16 protein-coding genes are annotated in these 19,652 nt (G+C 41.5%); 4 read left to right on the top strand and 12 right to left on the bottom strand.

Features of this window, described 5'->3' with window-relative positions; all coding sequences use genetic code 11:
• Nucleotides 1–66: 66 nt before the first annotated feature.
• The 3 genes from guaA to helD form a co-directional block, all read right to left on the bottom strand.
• Entirely contained in the window at nucleotides 67–1,620 is a 1,554-nt protein-coding gene (gene guaA, locus DNL43_RS07965; protein WP_056982442.1) for a glutamine-hydrolyzing GMP synthase, read from the bottom strand.
• 82 nt (nucleotides 1,621–1,702) lie between these two features.
• Nucleotides 1,703–2,632 carry a type I pantothenate kinase gene (gene coaA, locus DNL43_RS07960; RefSeq protein WP_056982440.1) on the bottom strand — a complete coding sequence of 310 codons (930 nt, stop codon included), beginning with the start codon at nucleotides 2,630–2,632 and terminating at the stop codon, nucleotides 1,703–1,705.
• Between the two features lie 120 nt (nucleotides 2,633–2,752).
• Nucleotides 2,753–5,047, bottom strand: a complete 2,295-nt coding sequence (gene helD, locus DNL43_RS07955; protein WP_056982438.1) for an RNA polymerase recycling motor HelD — start codon at nucleotides 5,045–5,047, stop codon at nucleotides 2,753–2,755.
• 189 nt (nucleotides 5,048–5,236) lie between these two features.
• On the opposite strand from helD, the gene DNL43_RS07950 reads away from it, so the two are divergent.
• Nucleotides 5,237–5,890 (top strand): histidine phosphatase family protein, encoded by a 654-nt coding sequence (locus DNL43_RS07950; protein ID WP_056982436.1) that lies wholly within the window; start codon nucleotides 5,237–5,239, stop codon nucleotides 5,888–5,890.
• Between the two features lie 35 nt (nucleotides 5,891–5,925).
• On the opposite strand, the gene DNL43_RS07945 is transcribed toward DNL43_RS07950, so the two are convergent.
• Both DNL43_RS07945 and DNL43_RS07940 read right to left on the bottom strand, forming a co-directional pair.
• Nucleotides 5,926–6,243, bottom strand: a complete 318-nt coding sequence (locus tag DNL43_RS07945) for a MazG nucleotide pyrophosphohydrolase domain-containing protein (protein ID WP_056982435.1) — start codon at nucleotides 6,241–6,243, stop codon at nucleotides 5,926–5,928.
• 83 nt (nucleotides 6,244–6,326) lie between these two features.
• Complete coding sequence (locus DNL43_RS07940; RefSeq protein ID WP_054769644.1) at nucleotides 6,327–6,521, bottom strand: hypothetical protein; 195 nt, start codon at nucleotides 6,519–6,521, stop codon at nucleotides 6,327–6,329.
• A gap of 112 nt (nucleotides 6,522–6,633) precedes the next feature.
• Between DNL43_RS07940 and DNL43_RS07935 the strand changes: the two genes are divergently transcribed.
• Nucleotides 6,634–7,827, top strand: coding sequence for a hypothetical protein (locus DNL43_RS07935; RefSeq protein WP_156645053.1), 1,194 nt, complete (start codon nucleotides 6,634–6,636; stop codon nucleotides 7,825–7,827).
• Nucleotides 7,828–8,019: 192 nt separating this feature from the next.
• Nucleotides 8,020–9,291, top strand: a complete 1,272-nt coding sequence (locus DNL43_RS07930) for an ISL3 family transposase (protein ID WP_156645051.1) — start codon at nucleotides 8,020–8,022, stop codon at nucleotides 9,289–9,291.
• A gap of 215 nt (nucleotides 9,292–9,506) precedes the next feature.
• Here the strand turns inward: DNL43_RS07930 and DNL43_RS07925 are convergent, their stop codons facing one another.
• From DNL43_RS07925 to DNL43_RS07895, 7 genes are all read right to left on the bottom strand, one after another.
• Nucleotides 9,507–9,767, bottom strand: a complete 261-nt coding sequence (locus DNL43_RS07925) for a hypothetical protein (protein ID WP_054769766.1) — start codon at nucleotides 9,765–9,767, stop codon at nucleotides 9,507–9,509.
• Nucleotides 9,768–10,192: 425 nt separating this feature from the next.
• Nucleotides 10,193–11,155 carry an ABC transporter ATP-binding protein gene (locus DNL43_RS07920; RefSeq protein ID WP_056981988.1) on the bottom strand — a complete coding sequence of 321 codons (963 nt, stop codon included), beginning with the start codon at nucleotides 11,153–11,155 and terminating at the stop codon, nucleotides 10,193–10,195.
• A complete protein-coding gene (locus DNL43_RS07915; protein ID WP_054769768.1) occupies nucleotides 11,152–12,249 on the bottom strand; it encodes an ABC transporter ATP-binding protein in 1,098 nt (365 codons plus the stop codon). Before DNL43_RS07915 ends, DNL43_RS07920 begins: the two co-directional genes overlap by 4 nt.
• 10 nt (nucleotides 12,250–12,259) lie before the next feature.
• Nucleotides 12,260–13,288 (bottom strand): ABC transporter permease, encoded by a 1,029-nt coding sequence (locus DNL43_RS07910; protein ID WP_056981989.1) that lies wholly within the window; start codon nucleotides 13,286–13,288, stop codon nucleotides 12,260–12,262.
• Nucleotides 13,289–13,302: 14 nt separating this feature from the next.
• A complete protein-coding gene (gene opp3b, locus DNL43_RS07905) occupies nucleotides 13,303–14,223 on the bottom strand; it encodes an oligopeptide ABC transporter permease (RefSeq protein WP_056981990.1) in 921 nt (306 codons plus the stop codon).
• Between the two features lie 118 nt (nucleotides 14,224–14,341).
• Nucleotides 14,342–15,958, bottom strand: coding sequence for a peptide ABC transporter substrate-binding protein (locus DNL43_RS07900; RefSeq protein WP_056981992.1), 1,617 nt, complete (start codon nucleotides 15,956–15,958; stop codon nucleotides 14,342–14,344).
• 470 nt (nucleotides 15,959–16,428) lie between these two features.
• Nucleotides 16,429–18,051 carry a peptide ABC transporter substrate-binding protein gene (locus DNL43_RS07895; protein ID WP_054769770.1) on the bottom strand — a complete coding sequence of 541 codons (1,623 nt, stop codon included), beginning with the start codon at nucleotides 18,049–18,051 and terminating at the stop codon, nucleotides 16,429–16,431.
• A gap of 297 nt (nucleotides 18,052–18,348) precedes the next feature.
• Between DNL43_RS07895 and hflX the strand changes: the two genes are divergently transcribed.
• Nucleotides 18,349–19,635, top strand: coding sequence for a GTPase HflX (hflX, locus tag DNL43_RS07890; RefSeq protein ID WP_056981993.1), 1,287 nt, complete (start codon nucleotides 18,349–18,351; stop codon nucleotides 19,633–19,635).
• Nucleotides 19,636–19,652: the final 17 nt, after the last annotated feature.

Raw genomic sequence — 19,652 nt, 5'->3', positions numbered from 1 at the left:
AATTTGGAAATTCCAAATTGCTGTTCCTTATTAATAACATTTTGAAATATGAGATAAGCTAAAAGCTTATTCCCATTCGATAGTTGCAGGTGGCTTGCTCGTAATGTCATACACTACTCGGTTGATTCCATCAACTTCGTTTACGATCCGAGTGGAAATATTCTGAAGAACATCCCAAGGGATTCGGGCAAAGTCAGCCGTCATACCATCAACGGAGTTAACACCACGAATGGCGATCGTGTAATCATAAGTTCGGCCATCGCCCATTACACCAACACTTCTAAATCCTGGTAGGACAGTGAAGTATTGCCAAATGTCGCGGTCCAAGCCGGCCTTTTTGATTTCATCTCGAAGAACCCAGTCACTGTCACGAACAATTCGCAACTTTTCTGGAGTAACTTCACCAAGAACTCGAATACCAAGTCCTGGTCCTGGGAATGGCTGACGCCAAACAAGGTTATCAGGCATTCCCAACTTTTCACCAATTGCCCGAGCTTCATCTTTGAACAAGGTGTTCAAAGGCTCGATTAATTTAAACTTCATGTCTTTTGGCAATCCACCAACGTTATGGTGAGACTTGATTGTTTGAGCGGTATCAGTCCCACTTTCAACAACATCGGTATACAGGGTTCCCTGGGCAAGAAAGTCAATTCCATGAAGCTTCTTTGCTTCATCGTTGAACACTTGAATAAACTCGTTACCAATGATCTTCCGCTTCTTTTCAGGATCGGAAACGCCTTTCAGCTTGGTTAAGAAACGGTCTTGAGCATCAACTTTGATGATGTTCAAGCCAAACTTGCCAACCAGACTATCCATGACTTCATCGGCTTCGTTCTTACGCAACAAACCGTGGTCAACAAAGATACTTGTCAGCTGTTTACCAATTGCTTTATGCAAAAGGACACCAACAACACTGGAGTCGACACCACCGGAAAGTCCCAAGAGGACCTTCTTGTCGCCAACTTCTTTTCTGATATGTTCAATCTGCAAGTCAATGAAGTCATCCATTGACCAGTTTGCTTCTGCGTGGCAGACATTGAAAGCAAAATTCTTCAAAATTTCGTTACCATACTTAGTATTTCGAACTTCAGCATGGAATTGGATTCCGTAGAAATTACGGTCAGTATCCTGCATAGCAGAGATCGGACAGTTACGGCTGGTTGCCACAGAAGTAAATCCGGCTGGTACTTCATTAACCAGATCCCCGTGACTCATCCATACCGGCTGCTCTCTTGGCAAACCTTTAAACAAAACGGCATCGTCTGAAGTGATTTGAATATCTGCATGACCGTATTCCGAGTCATCAGCCTTCTCCACTTCCCCATTAAGGGTATATGCCATAATCTGCATTCCATAACAAATTCCAAGAATTGGAATTCCCAGCTTAAAGATGTCTGGATCAACCTTCAAAGCGCCATCTTCGTACACACTATTTGGACCACCAGAGAAAATAATTCCTTTGGGGTTCATGTCTTTGATCTGTTTTGCGGACAATGCGTGTGATTTAAGTTCTGAATATACGCCTAAATCACGGATTCGCCTTGTAATCAGTTGGTTATACTGACTACCGAAATCCAGCACTAAAATCTTATCGAAGCTTGATAAGTCAACGTTTGCCAAATCATACACCCTTTCAAAGTTCTTACATAAATAATAAACGATTCACCTATGTTTGGTCAACATTATTCTGAAAATCCGTACATTAATATTTTCTCAGGTACAATCGATCGATCAAATGATTGTCCGTCTTATGCATTATCATATCAGCTCGGGAACGAGTTGGCAGGATATTTGCTCGAAGGTTGGGAAGATCAATTGTATCCCAAACCTTGCGGGCTATGGCAAAAGCTTCTTCCCGATCGCCTTGGGCGTAATCATAATAATAATTATCGGGATCCTGAAAGGCGGTGTCCATCAATCGGCCAAACCGTTCCAGGTACCACTTCTCAATTAATTGGGTATCGGCATCCATATAAATTGAAAAGTCAGTAAAATCACTAACATAAATCTGTTCGTTGCTTGGAAGCTGCAACGTGTTGATCCCTTCAACAATCAAAACATCCGGCCGATCGACCAAATCAAATCGATTTGGAATAATATCATAGCTCTGATGCGAATAGACCGGTGATTTTGTGACCGGAACACCCGACTTAACCTCATTTAAAAAGGCAATCAGTTTCCGCATATCATAACTTTCGGGAAATCCTTTCTTGTCATAGATTCCCCGCTTTTTTAATTCCGCATTGGAATATAAAAATCCATCGGTCGTAATCAGCTTGATTGACTCACCCGTGAAGTAATTGGAAAGTAATTCTTCCAACACACGGGCAGTCGTTGATTTACCAACAGCCACACTACCGGAAATCCCGATAATAAATGGCACCGTTCGAACCCGCTTCCGTAAGAATCGGGCCTTGGTGGTCTGCCACTTATCAAAATTGTTTTTTTGCAGACGAATCATATGCACCAATGGCTTGTAAATGTCCGCCACATCCTGTAATGAAATTTGATCATTAAAGGCTTTAATATGCCCCAATTCGTTGGAAGTCAGGGGTAAATCAATTTCATTGTCATTATTAAAATGTTTCCACTCATCTTTAGTGAATGAATAATAGTTTATTAAATCATCCATGCTTTTTCTCCGATTAACTTTACTTAACCCAACCAGTATAACATTTAGAATAAAATCCGTGTTAAAGCGGATTCACAATTTGATTACAAAAAGATCGGACCATTACGATCCGATCATTTATTAGTTAAGTAAATATTCGTCCTTGGGTACCGTATCAAAAATTGGTGACAAGTTCTTGATCGCAACCACGGTCAATCGATGCATTGCCCGGGTACAAATCGTGTACACAAGCTGACGGTCGCTTTCATCAGGATAACAATCTTTCGAAGCATCCCACATAATGACGCTGTCAAATTCCAATCCTTTGGCGAGATAAGATGGTACCACGATGACACCTTTTACCAAACGTTGGTTTTCGGTGCGGATCAAAGTGGATTTAACGCCCACTTCGGATAATTTACCGCTTAATTCTTTACATTCCTTGAGGGTTTTGCCAATGATCGCAGTGGTCTCGTGGTCAGCCAAATTGAGATCAGACTGCTTTTTAACTTGTTCAACAGCTTCATCCATCCCATTATTCACGTAAATATGGGGCAAATCGCCCTGACGGTTAAACGGAATGATGTTTTCACCATTGGTAAGCAGATTCTTGGTAAAGTTGGTAATCTGTTCGGTTGAACGATAAGACTTGGTTAACTGAACAACCCGGGTCTTATCTTCAGGGAACATGCTGCCCAACTCGCCCAACAGCTTGCGGCTGTTTTCATGAGTAAAGATTGCTTGGTTTAAATCGCCCAGCAATGTAAATCGAGCTCGTGGGAAGCTGAACTTCAGAAAAGCCAGTTGGAAAGCCGAGTAATCTTGAACTTCATCAATAAAGAGATAGCGGATGTCTTTGTCACCACGTTTACCGGTCATTAAATCATACAGGTAAATGTATGACGAAGCATCTGCCAATGATAGACGCCCCTTCTTCAAACGGCCAATGGTTGCCTTAATCTCTTCCGACCAGGCCTCGTCGGTGATATCAAATTTGCTCAACTTGATAATCTTTGGAATGGCCCGCAACATGTGAATGAATTGATTATTGATACTCAACCAGTGGTTCCGTTGAATCTGACGCTGAACTTTTCTAAATGATTTAATCACAATTCGACGGGCAAGGAACTTGAATTCTTTATCCGAATTCAGGATCTCTTCTTCGCCCTCTTTGTGGAATTGCTGAATTTCTTCCCGTGATAAGTTTTGAACGGCTTCTTCAACCCATTTTTTCTTCATTTCGACATGAATCTTGCGATTGAGGATTTTCATCAATTCCTCTTTCGTATAATCCAGTCGGTTACGCAGGTTGTAATTTTCATTAAAGCCGTAATAGATTTCTTCAATTTTTTCTTTTGGAATCAGTACTTGGCCATTGAACATCAGATTTCCAAAGCGCATGTCTTCTTTATTCAAATGGTTGGCGTATGCACTGACCGCCTTGAAGTAATCCAGGCTCCCCTTGATATCGTTGAGCTTTTGAGCCTGTTTATCCAACTGTTCAGTGAAGCGTTCTGACAAAGTTTCCACTTGAACACTTGGCAGTCTGTGAGAGCTGTACTGATAAAAAGTCATCTGGACCATGTTTTGTTCACCCAATTCAGGAAGAACCTGATTGATGTAGTCATTGAACAACTGGTTGGGCGAGAACAAAATAATCTGGCCTGAATGCAGGTTGCCACGATATTGATACAACAGGAAAGCAACCCGTTGAAGGACCGCAGCCGTTTTTCCGGAACCGGCTGATCCTTGGACAAACAGCAGTTCAGAACTGGTATCCCGGATAATCTGGTTCTGTTCCTTTTGAATGGTCGTGACGATACTCTTCATCTTGGTATCGGAGCGATTGCTTAAGGCATCCAACAGCATTTGATCACCAACAACTTCTTCGGTGTCAAACACGGTCTTAATTTTTGAATTTTCAATTTGGAATTGACGCTTTAACTTCACATCAACGGTTTGTTCACCATCCGGGGTCATATAACTGACGTCGCCGATGCCACCGTTATAGTAAATACTTGAGATTGGTGCCCGCCAGTCATAAATCAGGTAGTGGTCAGGCTGGTCGGTAAACGAAGCCATCCCAATATAGATGGTTTCATCACGTTTTTCGTCACCTTCACGGAAGTCAATCCGCGCGAAATAAGGGTTCTTCTCAAGCTTGTTGAGAGTCCCAAGTTCCCGGGCGGCGTGTTCCTGGCGATTTTCACGTTCAGAAAGCATCTGCTGTTGCTGCCGAATCGACATGGCAGTTTCCATCATTCCGCTATAGGTCTCAGTTTTGAGACGGACATCGTTACTGAAGTTACGATTAATATCTTTTACATCACGTTTAGTTGCCTTGATCTTTTGTTCAAGGTCTTTTTGTGAAATATGAATCTCTTTAATAACGTGGTCCAAGTGATGTTGTTCTTGTGCTTTGATATTATCAGCCATTATTTACCCCCTATAACTTGACTTAACAGTTTAGCATAAAACCGTTATCAATTCAAAAAACATTATCTTTTGGCTTCCAAGGTTACTCACCCATCGCTTGAATTTGTGATTGGTATACCTGAATGTTATCTGATATAGTATGATATAATTTAGTTGTTTTAAATACCTGTATACTTAGGAGGAACACTTATGACGATTTCACTTTATTTTGTTCGACACGGCCAGACATTTCTTAACAAATACCATCGGATTCAAGGTGTCATTGACTCCCCATTAACTGACAAGGGAATCGAAGACGCAATTGATGCAGGCAAGCGCCTAAAGACAATTCCATTTGATGCCGCATACAGCAGTGATACCTCCCGAGCAATGAAAACCGGTGCATTAATTTTAAAAGAAAATCCATCTAAAATAAAGCAGCCGATTCCAGTAGCCGCTTTTCGTGAATTGAACTTTGGTTACTATGAAGGTGAAGATGACGTGAAAACCTGGCATACGATTGCCGGCCCCATGGGCATTGATTCTTTTCATGGCCTGATTGCCAAATTTGGTATCAGTAAGGCCGAGGACATCATTGCCGCTGCGGATCCGTACAAGGATGCCGAAAGTGGCGAAACGTTCTGGAAACGGCTTAAACCAGCAATTGACGATGTGGTTGCCAAAGCCAATGATGGCGACAAAATTCTGTTGGCTACTCATGGAACGCTGATTCGAAACGTGGTTGCCAAGTGGAGTGATATTCCGGTCGACGTTTCCACTAAGAACGGCAGCGTGACCAAGGTTAATTGGGATGGCAGTCATTATTCGGTTGAATATTTTAACAATGTCAGTGAAGATTTATAACCAAAAAGTCGTGAGCAGGAATCTCTGCCCACGGCTTATTTTTCATTAAATCGCTTTTTCAATTTCTTTTCACTGAATGCCATCAAACTATCAGGATCGACATCGTACTTATCACATAGAATCAGAACCTGATCCATTACATCGGCTAACTCCTCGTGAAGATTATATTCACGCTCAGCGGCTGTTTCATGTTCCCCGGGGTGATCGCGACCAATTTCAATTGCCCGGATTGCCCGTGACAGTTCACCCACTTCTTCAGTTAAAAAGTTCAGCCGGATGAAGGAAGAGTATTGATACCAATCCCGTCTTTTATAAAAATCAACCAGCCATTCTTGATGCTGCTTTAAATTCATTCTGTCCACTCCAATTTGGATTAAATATCCCTTCAAAACATTAAAAAGTATATACCCCATGTTGAACTGGATTCAAGAAAGAATTAATGCTTCCGTTTCCAACCAGTCCAGATAATGGCGGAACAAATGACACTTGGAATGAGAAATCCTGCAACAAATACATTGCTAAAATTGCCGGAACTCAGCACGGCCCATACAACGAGGCTGACAAGGTACATAAGCTCAAGAGTTCCCCATGCGGCCACGTAAGGATGTTGTTTGAATAATTTGTCCAGCACGCGATCACCTCCACACCTAATTTATTTGATTATATCTGACAAATTTGAAGAAAATGTGAACGCGTGATACTGCCAAGCTCTGGTATAATGAAGGCGACAGGGGGTTCACAACATGAAGAAAATTCTACCTTTAATCGGTATCAGTCTGACAGGAGTTCTCTTACTGGCGGGCTGTGGCCATAAGCAGGCTGACAAAGAGGATGCCTCGACTGCACCCAGCAGCTCAACTAAATTAAACAATCTATTATCACCCGCCAAGGCCAAAGTGCCTGACGATTCGCAAAGTTCCAATGGTGATCAGCTATATTCCCAATTTTATAAAAAAGGCGGCCAATGGTACTGGAAATTAACCTCGCAAGATGACGGCACCATTGATAACAGCCAAATTAAATCATTGAAATCAACCGGCCAAAATGATGTTTATAACTTTTCAATGGTCAGCAACAAGAACAAATCATACAATATGAAGTTCAATTGGATTAACGGCGGCCATCAGGCTTACACCGTGAATGCCGCCTATCACAACGTCAATAATAACTTTGTGCTTGCGGACGCAAAGGTTTCCGGCCAGTGGCAAACTGGTGCACCTCAAGCGGTTCAAGGAACTTGGGCAACCGACTTTACAAATAATTCCGGTAATGATGCTCAGAAGTTGCCATTTACCAAGCAATTTCTAAACATTACATCGACTGCTACCAGCAGTTTCGTTAATGAATACGACACCAATCACCGGCTTTACAACTCTGAGACGGCCAATAAGACAATCAACGTTTCATACAAACAAGATGGTGACAACTACGTCTTGAAATCATATGACAGCAATGAAACGCCAGTTGTTTACAGCATTTCAGTCATGGGCAACAATGAAATCAAAGTCGACGGCTTAACTTCATCGTCTTTGACAATGTCACAATCGGCTACCAGCCCAACAACGTCAGCATCAGAATCGTCAGCCGTAACTTCTCAATCTGGTTCCGCTGCAGTTAGTGGATCAACGGCAAATACGACTACCAGTCATTTAACCGATCAACAGGTTGTTAATTGGATTTGGCCTTATGTAAAAGCCAAGTATCCAAACATGAACGTTGAATCCACCGATTTCACTTACATGCCACAAATGAAGAATGGGCAGATGTACGTGAACGTATTGGAGAACCATAATGCAGCAGCCTTCAAGAAGAGCGGCGTCGATTCCGGAACCAATCCACAAGTTGCCAGCTTCAGGGTTACTTCGAGCGGCGCCTTGGAACAAATGGATGCAACAACCGGCGACTGGTCGGTTGTCTCAAGCGGCTACAATGGATAACGATTTATCAATAAACTCTTAATAAATAGAAACTAAAAAAACGGCTCTACAATATCTGTTGTTGGTAATAGATTTTTATCTATTACTGATGACAGATTTTTTGTTTTTCATTAGAATAAAAAAGCGGACATTTCCTGTCCGTTCATCAAAACCAACAACCACGAAGATTTTAGAGAAAGAAGGAAATGCCCTATGTCAAATGATACTACGAAAATGTTGTTAGGAATAGATGATAAACACTTAAAAATTGAGAATGGCAAAATAGGTGATGATGGGGTGATCCGATTAAACGGGTTGCTGAACTATTCCCCCAAGGCTTGCCGCAACTGTGGGGTTATTAATGATCACCAGATCATTGGCTATGGTTGGCGAAGGACCACCATTAGATTCGCTAAAACATTGGGCAGCACGGTTATCCTATGCCTCAATCGGCGAAACTTTCACTGTAAGGCTTGTCATACCAACTTCCTGGCGCAGACGAGTGCAGTGCCGAAGCACTGCACGATTTCAAATACAACCCGGAAACAATGTTTAGAGAAGTTAACGGAACCAGTGAGCCTCAAACACATTGCCAATGAATTGTCCACTTCGGATTCATTCGTTGGTCGGCAGCTCTTACGGGCTGAACGGGACTTTAAAACCAACTGGCACTACTTACCCAAAGTTCTCCTCATGGACGAAGTTAAAAGCACTAAGAGTGCCACCGACGCGATGAGCTTTGAATTTATGGACGCCGAAACCCACGAATTAATTGACCTATTGCCCTTTAGAACCATCTATCAGCTTCAAAAGTATTTCCAGCATTATGACCAAGCCGCACGAGAAAATGTGAAAATTATCGTCACCGATATGAACTATACCTATCCCAAATTGGTTGGGCAGATCTTCCCGAACGCCATCGTTGTTATTGATCCTTTTCACTTAGTTAACGCTTTAAACCGGGCTTTTAACAAGACGCGAGTGCGTCTCATGAAAACCCTGGCCACTTCCTCGCGCCAGTATCACGCCTTGAAACGCTATTGGAAACTATTATTAACGCCGGCCAATCACCTTAACTACGAGGCTTTCCGCAAGTGGACAAACTTCCCTTATCCGGCAACTGCCACGGATGTGGTTGATGCTTTACTGGACATTGATCCCGAGCTCAAGCAAACTTACGACGTGATGAATTGGTTACGTGAAACCATCAAAAACCGCGACTGGCCCAACTATAATCAAGCCTTTCACCACCTGCAGGGGTGCTCGGAAGAGATGTTGGCAGCCCTCCAAACCTTGGCGGCTCATCATGATGAAATTGGCAACACTTTCACCCACCACTACACCAACGGGCCCTTAGAAGGTTCAAACAACAAGATTAAAGTCATTAAGCGCACTGGATTTGGTTACCGAAACTTCTTCAGATTCCGGCTAAGAGTGCTGTTCGCTTTTCGAGTTCATACAAAAAGAGCCCTAATCACCAAGTGATTAGAACTCCAATATTTTGTTCACCAACAACAGTTGACGAAGAACCAAAAAAACACATTGAATTGATTGGGAGAGCTTCTCATTCCCCTTCTCGATTCAATGTGTTTTTTAGTTTTTGACCAACTTTGTTTTTAAGTTTGTCATAGGACCTTTGCATCCTGGTTAACCGCTCCCCGAGCTCGGAGTGGACTTTAAGGCAATCTAATTCAGACCATTCAGGCTTCCTGTCTTGGAACCTGCCAACCATCATCAAGTGTCTGATGATATTTACGGCCAACCGGAATCCAAATCTTTGACCGCATAATCAGCTTCATTGATTCCCAGAATAATGGATCGTGCTTTTCTTTATTGGACAAATTAAGCTGCCAGTATTGGCCATCTTCGGTTTTAATCATAATAAATGGATAAAATACTTTAGCAAGTTGAGCAGAAACAACGTTTTTAATCATTTTAGTATCATCTAGTAGTGTTGACATAATACATGCCGCCTTTCATTCATTGAATAACTATATGTTATCCAAGGTGGCTTAAACCAAGTTTAAAAATAAAGAACACTCTCTAAATTGAGGGTGTTCTTTAGGATTACTTAATGAATGGTTGGTTTGCATCTTGGTCCACCAAGCAGAAACTTGCATCTAACAAGGGCCAACCAAAAATCAAACTCGATTTTCGGTTGGAGCTCCCCTTTTACCTAGCCGAATCGTGCTCCACCAAGCAAGGACTTGCATCTAAAAGGCGTCAAGCAAAAATCAAACTCGATTTTCGGTGGCTCCCCTTCTACCTAGCCGAATCGTGCTCCACCAAGCAGAGACTTGCATCTAACAAGGGCCAACCAAAAATCAAACTCGATTTTCGGTTGGCCCTTGTTAGATTTCAGTCTCTAAACGCTTGGTTCCGCACACTACTTCTTTAACCTTGAATCCTCTTGTGCGCGTTTCTTATACATTGGAATTTCGTCTTCACTGGCACGTACCCAATGATGTGGAACGATTTCAACCAGTGAACGTTCCTTGCCGTCAAATTCTTGACTGGCATCGTATGGAATCTGCACACGAGCCCGCTCGTACTCAGGATCTGGAACTGGGACCGCAGACAGTAAGCTTGCTGTGTAATCGTGCAGCGGGTGAGCATAAATCTCATCTGAGCTGGCGATTTCCAACATTCTTCCATAATGCATAACCCCAATTCGGTCACTAATGTACTTAACCATTGAAAGGTCATGGGCAATGAACAGATACGTTAAGTTTCGTTCACGCTGCAGCTTTTTCAACAAGTTAACCACTTGGGCCTGAATGGAAACATCCAAAGCTGAGATTGGTTCATCGGCAATAATAAATTGTGGTTGAACCGCTAACGCTCTGGCAATTCCGATTCGTTGTCGCTGACCACCTGAGAACTCATGTGGATAACGGCTGGAATGGTCTTTGTTCAAACCAACAGTTTCCAATAAATCTTCAACCTGTTTAGAACGGTCCGCATCATCTTTTGCCAAATGATTAATGTCAATCCCTTCAGCAACAATATCTTTAACCTTCATTCGAGGGTTTAATGATGCATAAGGATCTTGGAAAATCATCTGCATGTTTCGTCGGAAGGTCTGTTGTTGCTTTTTAGAATCGAGCTTTGAAACATCCTGACCATCAAAAATGATCTTTCCTGCAGTTGGTTCATACAGATGGATGATTGCCCGACCGGTCGTTGTTTTACCGGATCCGGATTCACCAACCAAGCCAAAGGTTTCACCACGATAGACATCAAAGGTAATGTCATCGACAGCTTTAACTTCGTTTGGTTTACCAATGTTGAAGTACTGCTTCAGGTGTTCAACTTGCAATATTTTATTTTCGTCTGAATAATCGATCACAGTTGTTCCTCCTGTTCTTCAACATGTTTGCCCTTGCTCTTATCAATTTCTTGATGAACAAGTTTAGCATAGTGCTTTTGACGTTCGATAATTGGTTCTGGTGGCGTCACTTTTGGCGCTCTTGGATCCAATAACCAGGTAGCAGCATAATGCGTATCCGATACCTTGAAGAATGGTGGCTGCTTTTCAGTATCAATTTTAAGGGCATATTTGTTTCGGGCTGCAAAAGCATCCCCAACTGGTGGTTCCAATAAATCTGGAGGTGTACCAGGAATTGAAGGTAACTCTGTACCACTGGTATCCATTGTCGGCATTGAGTTCAAAAGTCCCCAAGTATATGGGTGCTTTGGATTATAGAAGATTTCATCAACCGTTCCATATTCAACAATCTTACCGGCATACATAACAGCAACCCGATCAGCCATTCCGGCAACAACACCCAAATCATGGGTAATAAATATGATCGAAGTGTTGGTCTTAGCCTGTAATTCCTTCATCAAGTCCAAAATCTGTGCTTGGATGGTTACATCCAAAGCAGTTGTTGGCTCATCAGCAATCAGGATTTCAGGATAGTTAACCAAAGCAATCGCAATCACGATCCGCTGTCTCATACCACCTGAAAATTGGTGAGGATAGTTGTTAATCCGCTGTTCAGCATTTTCAATTCCAACTAACTTCATCATTTCCAAGGCTTGGGCATAAGCTTTTTCACGTTTCATACCTTTATGAATAATGAGTGGTTCGGCAATTTGCTTACCGATCTTCATAGTTGGGTCAAGGGAAGTCATTGGGTCCTGGAAGATTTCTGCAATATCTCTACCACGGATCTTATCCATTTGCTTACGTGACTTCTTTAATAAGTCTTGGCCTTTAAACATAATCGTTCCACTGTCAATGACAGCGTTGGGTGAATTTAGCCCCATAATACTTCTTGTAGTAACAGTTTTTCCTGAACCGGATTCCCCAACAATCGCAAGGGTTTCTCCTTTTCTCAGGTCAAAGCTGACATCTCTAATCGCTTTAACAGTACCTGCATAAGTATTGAAGTTGATTTTGAGATTTCTTACCTCAAGAACATCTTTATCGTTTTCCATCTCAAAACACCTACTCTCTACTCTTTGGATCAAGGGCATCACGAAGTCCATCACCCAAGATATTAAATGCAATCATTAATACTGAAAGAACAATCGCTGGATACCACATTTGATATGGCAGGAATTGGAAGTTCTTCTGTCCATCATTGATTAAAGTACCAAGTGATGCCTGTGGCGCACTGATACCAATACCAATGTATGAAAGGAAGGCTTCGAAGAAGATCGCCGTTGGAATGGTGAACATCAAGTTAATGATAATCACACTACTCAAGTTTGGTAACAAATGCTTGAAGGCAATCTTCCAAGAACTTTCTCCCAACGTTCGAGCCGCCAGGACAAATTCCTGGTTCTTGAGCTCCAGCGTTTGCGCTCGGACCAGCCGGGCCATGTTAATCCAACTGGTAATCGCAATTGAAAGGATGATTGCGGTCATACCTGGTTTCAAGACCAGGATCAGCAGAACCATGACAACCAGGTTAGGAATTGACAACATGATTTCAATGATTCGTTGCATCAAAGTATCAACCCGGCCGCCAATCCAGCCTGAAGTAATTCCGTAAACAACTCCGAATGCCAAATCGAAGAAACTGGCAATCAAAGCAATTTCAAGTGAAATTCGAGTACCATATAAAATTCTTGAGAACAAGTCACGGCCAAGATAATCAGTTCCTAGAATATAGAAATGATTTCCGGCGTTTGCCTGGGCATACGCATTAATTCGTGAACCAGACTGTTCGATTGTTCCATTAAACCCATTAATGTCAATACCAGGAATCTTAGGAGGCAAGTTAGCCAGGTTCGGATTGGTAGCATTAGGATTATGTGTTTCGAAGAATCCTGAACCAAATGCCAGGATGAATAAGATGATCAGGATAATCAGTGCGATCATCGCTGCTTTATTTTTTCTCAATCGACGCCACGAGTCTTGTAAGAAAGTTAAAGATGGCGTTGCGATTTTTTCGTCGTCCAGCTTGGCCCGATCCGCACCGGCAATCGGTGTGAAATCAGCAGCTGAAGTTTGTTTTGCATTGTCTGCCATTATTATTCTCCCTCCTACTTATTAATTCTGATTCGTGGATCAATTAATCCATAAACGATATCGGTAATTAACAACACAACACAAAGCATTGCACTATAGACAATTGTCAGTCCCATGATAGTTGGATAATCGTTAGTCAAAATTGACTTAACAAATTGTTCACCAATACCAGGAATTGAGAAGATATTTTCAACAACCATTGAACCGGTCATAATGTTAACGGCCAAAGGTCCAATAATTGTAACAACTGGAATTAAACTATTCCGTAATGCGTGATGATAAATGATCCCAACTTTGTTAAGACCTTTGGCTTTGGCAAGTTCAATATAATCCGAACTCAAGACGTCCACCATTTCCGTTCTCATAAATCGAGCGGTTTCAGCTAATGGTGACGCGGCCAGTGCCAACGTCGGCAGGACGGTATACATAAACCCGCCCCAGTCAGCGATTGGAAACAATCTCAACTTCAAGCCCAGGTAGTACTGCAAGAGTACCGCCAAAACGAATGAAGGAATTGAGATAAACAGAATTGAAATGATTGTAGCTGAAGTATCAACCCAAGTGTTGGCTCTGATGGCACCAACAGCTCCAACAATCAATCCTGCAAGAACTCCAAGAACCATCCCTTGGCCACCAATAATCAATGATGGTCCAAGTCGGCTGGTAATCAAGTATGAAACTGGTTGGTTACTAAACTGGAATGAAGTACCAAAGTTACCATGGATAATTCCACCAAGGTAGACCAGGTATTGTTGCCACACCGGCTTATCCAATCCATACTGCTTATAAATCTGATGAATTTGTGTCGGTGTCAATTTGGCTTGGTTAGTCAATGGAGTACCAGGCATTAATTTCATCAAGAAAAAGGTAATTGTACTGACGATAAACAAGGTCAGAATAATGTAAAATATTCGTTTTCCCAAGTATTTTGCCATAAGTGTTCCTCTCATTTCTAATTATGTTGTAACTGTTTTTTCATAAACCCCATAATAATGTAAAAGAGGCCGGATTTCAATAACCAGCCTCAAATACATCGAACTGTTCATTTAATAATTACTTAACGTAAGCCTTTGCCCAATCATATTGTGGTGAAGTTGGGAATGGTTGAACACCCTTAACAGAAGGCTTGATCAAAGCTGCTTGACCTTGTTGATAAAGAGGAACTAATCCTTGTTGGTTCATCAAAAGCTTTTCAGCTTGAACCATATCACTCCAACGAGCTGATTCATTGTTGGCATCGGTTGTTTCTGATTTCTTCATCAAAGCATCATATTGCTTGTTTGACCATTTACCATCATTTTGTGGGTTATCTGATGTCATCAAGTCCAAGAAGTTACTTGGATCTGGGTAATCGGCAATCCATGCAGAAAGTACCAGGTCAAATTGTTGGTTCTGTGCACGAGTCAATTTTGACTTGAACGGAATGTTTTGGTTGGTAACCTTCAAGCCAGGCAACTTGGTTAATTGACTTTGAACGAATTCAGTTGCTCGCTTGGTATCATCATCATCGGCACCCAATAAGGTTAAGCTCAATGACTTCTTACCAACTTGTTTCATACCTTTTGCGAATAAGGCTTTAGCTTCCTTCAAGTTGTAATCGGTACCGGCTTTTACATATGCTTCATTAGCAAAGTCTTTGCCGCTTCGTTTAGCCATATCAGCTGGAACAAAGCCCTTAGGTGTAATGTCTCCACCTTGCATAACCTTGTTAACCATTTGCTTCTTATCAATTGCTAAAGCCATGGCTTTACGGATATTGGTATTACGAAGTGCTGGAATCTTCTTGGTGTTGAATTCCATGTATGAAGTTGAAGCTTGAGGATAAACGGTGTAATCCTTGTTCTTCTTGTTGTTGGCAGCTAAGGTTCCACTCAAAGTAGTAAAATCAAGCTTGCCACTGTTGTAACTGTTCAAAGCAGTTGATGGTGTCTTAACAGCTTGGAACTTAACATCCTTAACCTTGACGCTCTTGGCATCCCAATAATTCTTGTTCTTGGTTAATGTCCAAGTATCGTTGGTACCGTTCCAACCCTTCAAAATAAATGGACCATTGTAACTGTTCTTAGTTGCATTGGTTGCAAAACTGCTGCCGTATTTAGCAACGGTCTTAGGATTTTGTGGGAAGAATTCTGGTTGAGTAACCATGTACTTGAAGTAACTTTGTGGCTTTGAAAGAGAAACAACAAACTTGTAGTTTCCTTCAGCCTTCACACCAAGCTTGGATACGGCCATCTTTCCGCTGCTGATCTTGTCTGCGTTCTTAACGTTGGCAAATATGTATGCATATTGTGACGCAGTCTTTGGATTAACGGTTCGTTGCCATGAAAAGACAAAATCTTTTGCAGTAACAGGATCACCATTGCTCCACTTGGAATGACGTAAATTAAATGTCCATGTCAATCCATCTTTTGAAACACTGTAGCTTTTGGCAACCCCAGGATTAACTTTGTTATCCTTGGCAATTCGAAGGAGTCCTTCGTTGGTACCATTGGCAACCTGTGCTGAATACAAATCAGTCATTTTTGATGTGTCCATCGTTGCGATTGGTGATGGTGTCATCCAACTGATTTCTTGTTTCTTCGACTGTGACGACTTACTTCCACACCCTGCGAGGATAAGGCCAGTAACAAGGGCAACCCCACCGAGCTTCGCTAATGAATTAATTTTCATATTGCGATACTTCCCTTCTGAATTATGAAATATATCATTTGTGATGCTCTTATTTTAAATTAAAATTTGATTAAAAGCAAATACAATCTGAGCATTTAACTCATTTAAAGATAATTAAATTGGTATATGCATTTATTTATGCGTATACGAGTGTTGTATTACCGGCAATTCATGGCATTTGCACGTTTACATTTCACAAAATAATTTATTGGTAAAAATATTTTTGATGTTAAGACAGCTCATAATCGTTTCGAAAGTTCACACCTCAGGTAAACCGATTCACATTTTTAGCCATTCTTTTACTAACAATATGAGGAAATTCCGGATCAAACAATTATGCAGTCAATCCTGCATAAAGGGAATCTGACATCGATGTAGCAGTAATAGCCTTGATATCACAAAAAATCTGGTAGGAAACGTTGGATCGCTTCCTACCAGATTTTATGAGTCAGGTTCAAATTTTCACCCGATTATTTAACTGAAATCTTGCTCCAATCCCATTGTGGTGCGGTTGGGAAGAATTGGACACCATGAATCTTTGGCTTCATTAATGTTGAAATAGCTGGTTGATACAGTGGAACAATTCCTTGATCGTTCATCAAGATCTTCTCTGCTTGAACCATATCCTTCCAACGAGCCGTCTCATTAGCGGCATCTACGCCTTCAGACTTCTTAACCAATGCATCGTATTGTGCATTGCTCCATTTACCATTGTTGTATGCGTTCTTGGAAGTCAAAATATCCAAGAAGTTGCTTGGATCTGGGTAATCGGCGTTCCATGCGGTGATAACCAAATCAAATTGGCCAGCAGCTGAACGTGCCAAACGAGTCTTGTAAGGAACGTTTTGATTGGTAATCTTAACGCCAGGTAATTTGGTCAATTGACTTTGAACAAATTCAGTTGTCCGCTTGGCAACGTCGGTATCGTCAGAAAGCAATGTCAGGCTGACTGACTTCTTGCCAGTCTCCTTCAAACCTTTTGCCCAGTACTTCTTAGCTTCGGCCAGGTTGTAGTCAACGGCGCCCTTAACGTATGATTCATCGGCAAAGTCTTTACCATTTCGTTGTGACATGTCATCAGCGACAAATCCCTTAGGGGCCTGTGAACCATCCGCAAGCACTTTGTTGGCAAGCTGTTTCTTATCAATTGCCAGTGAGAATGCTTTTCGAAGGTTCTTATTCTTAAACATTGGGAACTTCTTTTCGTTCATTTCCAGGTAATAAATTGAAGCCTGTTTGTAAACGTGGTAGTTCTTATCATTCTTATATTGTTTAACTTGGGTTCCACTTAATGTCGTGAAGTCCAGCTTACCGCTTTGATAACCATTCAATGCGGTATTTGGATCCTTAATTGCCTGAATGTTTAATTGATCAAGCTTAATCGATTTGGCATTCCAATATTTAGGGTTCTTAACCAACTTCCAGCTGTCGTTGGTACCGTTCCATCCCTTTAAGACAAATGGGCCGTTATAGCCGTTCTTTTGAGCATTGGTTCCGTATGATGAACCGTACTTCTTAACAATCGAAGTTTCTTCTGGGAAATAGTAACTTTGAGAAACCATGTATTTGAAGTAACTTTGTGGCTTGATCAAATGAACGACCAGCTTGTAGTTCCCCTCAGCTTTAACACCAAGTTTTGAAAGAGCCATCTTGCCGGCATTAATCTTTTCAGCATTTTCGATGTTATTGAAAATGTACGAGTATTGTGATGCCGTCTTTGGGTTAACAGTCCGCTGCCATGAGTTAACAAAATCTTTGGCAGTAACCGGCTTACCGTCGTTCCACTTTGAATGACGGAGATTGAATGTCCAAGTCTTGCCATCTTTAGAGACGGTATAGTTCTTGGCAACACCAGGAACAACTGAATTGTCCTTGGCCATTCTCAAAAGTCCTTCGTTGGTTGCGTTAATATGTTGACTGGAAATCAAATCAGTCATCTTTGATGCATCCATTGTGTTGATATTGGCGGCAACCATCCAATTGGCCGTCTGCTTTTTGGTACCTGAATCGGAAGACTTGCTGCCACATCCTGCTAATACAAGTGCAGTGAGCAGTCCAACCCCACCGATCTTTAACATTGCTTTAGTTCTCATAAACATGAAACTTCCCTTCTGTTATTATGTATTTATGTGAATAGATTTATTCTAAATTAGATTTTGATTAAAATCAATGGTATTTTCATTATTATTGAAATTCTTTTATATCGGCATTTTATATCAATAACAGCTGGTTTTTTACTTTAATATCAAGGCTAAAATAACATTTACTTGTGTAAATTCTAATTTCTTCTCATAATTTATCATTTAACCTATCAAATCTACCCACTTTGTCTACGATTTATTTACATTTGTGTGTTATACTTGAACACATAATTTATTAGGAGGCACCGCATGGATTTACAAGAAACTTTAACACCTGTTGTCACAATTGGGCTCAATCGAGGTTCCAGCAGTTTTGATTATTCAATGACCGAATTGAATAACTTGGCTGAAGCCAACAATATGAAAGTTGTTGAAACTTTGGTACAGAAATTGGACAAGCCCGATCCTGCCACATACTTCGGTAAAGGCAAGATTGAAGAATTGTCTCAGGTCATTATTGATGATGGTGTCGACACCGTTGTCGCAAACGATGAATTATCACCCAGTCAAATTCGGAATATTGAAAAAAATACCCACGCTCGGATCATTGACCGAACCGGATTGATTTTAGAGATTTTTGCCAACCGGGCACAATCCCGGGAAGCCAAGCTACAAGTTGAATTGGCCAAATTAAAGTATCAGCTGCCACGGCTGCATACCAGTGCCAGTCAGCGTTTGGATCAGCAAACCGGTACCAGTAGCGGTGCCGGTGGTGCAACCAACCGTGGTGCCGGTGAATCTCAATATGAGTTAAATCGTCGGACACTCGAAAAGCGAATTACCCACGTCAACCAAGAGTTGAAAGAAACCGCCAAGGCTGACCAAACCAAGCGCAAGCAGCGTGACCGCAGTGAAATGCCGACCGTTGCTTTGGTTGGTTACACCAACGCCGGTAAATCAACCGTTATGAACGGCATGATTAACCTCTTCGGTGAAAACGAAGATAAGCAGGTGATGGTAAAGAACATGTTGTTTGCCACTTTGGACACATCCGTTCGAAAATTGACCCTGCCAGATCAAAAACGTTTCCTATTAAGTGACACCGTCGGATTTGTCAGTCAATTGCCTCATCAATTGGTTCAGGCATTCAAATCAACCCTTTCAGAAGCTGCCAACGCAGATCTGTTGATTCAGGTTGTCGATTACTCAGATCCTCATCAGGAATTGATGATGAAAACGACTGAAGACACTTTAACTGAAATCGGCGTAACTGGTGTTCCAATGATCGTCGCATTGAATAAGGCCGATAAAATGGATATTTCATTTCCATCACGTGAAGGTGACAACTTGATCATGTCTGCCAAAGACGAAAAGTCCCTTCATGAATTAACCACAATGATCAAAGAACAGATTTTTAAAAATTATCAAAAGCTGACAATGCTAATTCCATTTAACGCCGGCGACGTTGTTTCATACTTAAACGAAAATACCAACATTGAAAAAACTGATTACCGCGATGATGGCACACTCATCACAACGGAATTAAACGATACTGATGCCAAAAGATTTGAAAAGTATGTTCTGCCAGTTGAATAACGTTTTGACTGACAGTT

The sequence above is a fragment of the Lentilactobacillus kefiri genome (assembly GCF_009739535.1).
GTDB classification, from domain to species: domain Bacteria; phylum Bacillota; class Bacilli; order Lactobacillales; family Lactobacillaceae; genus Lentilactobacillus; species Lentilactobacillus kefiri.
Note: the sequence above shows the minus strand (reverse complement) of the source record. Positions and strands in the feature narration are given on the sequence as shown.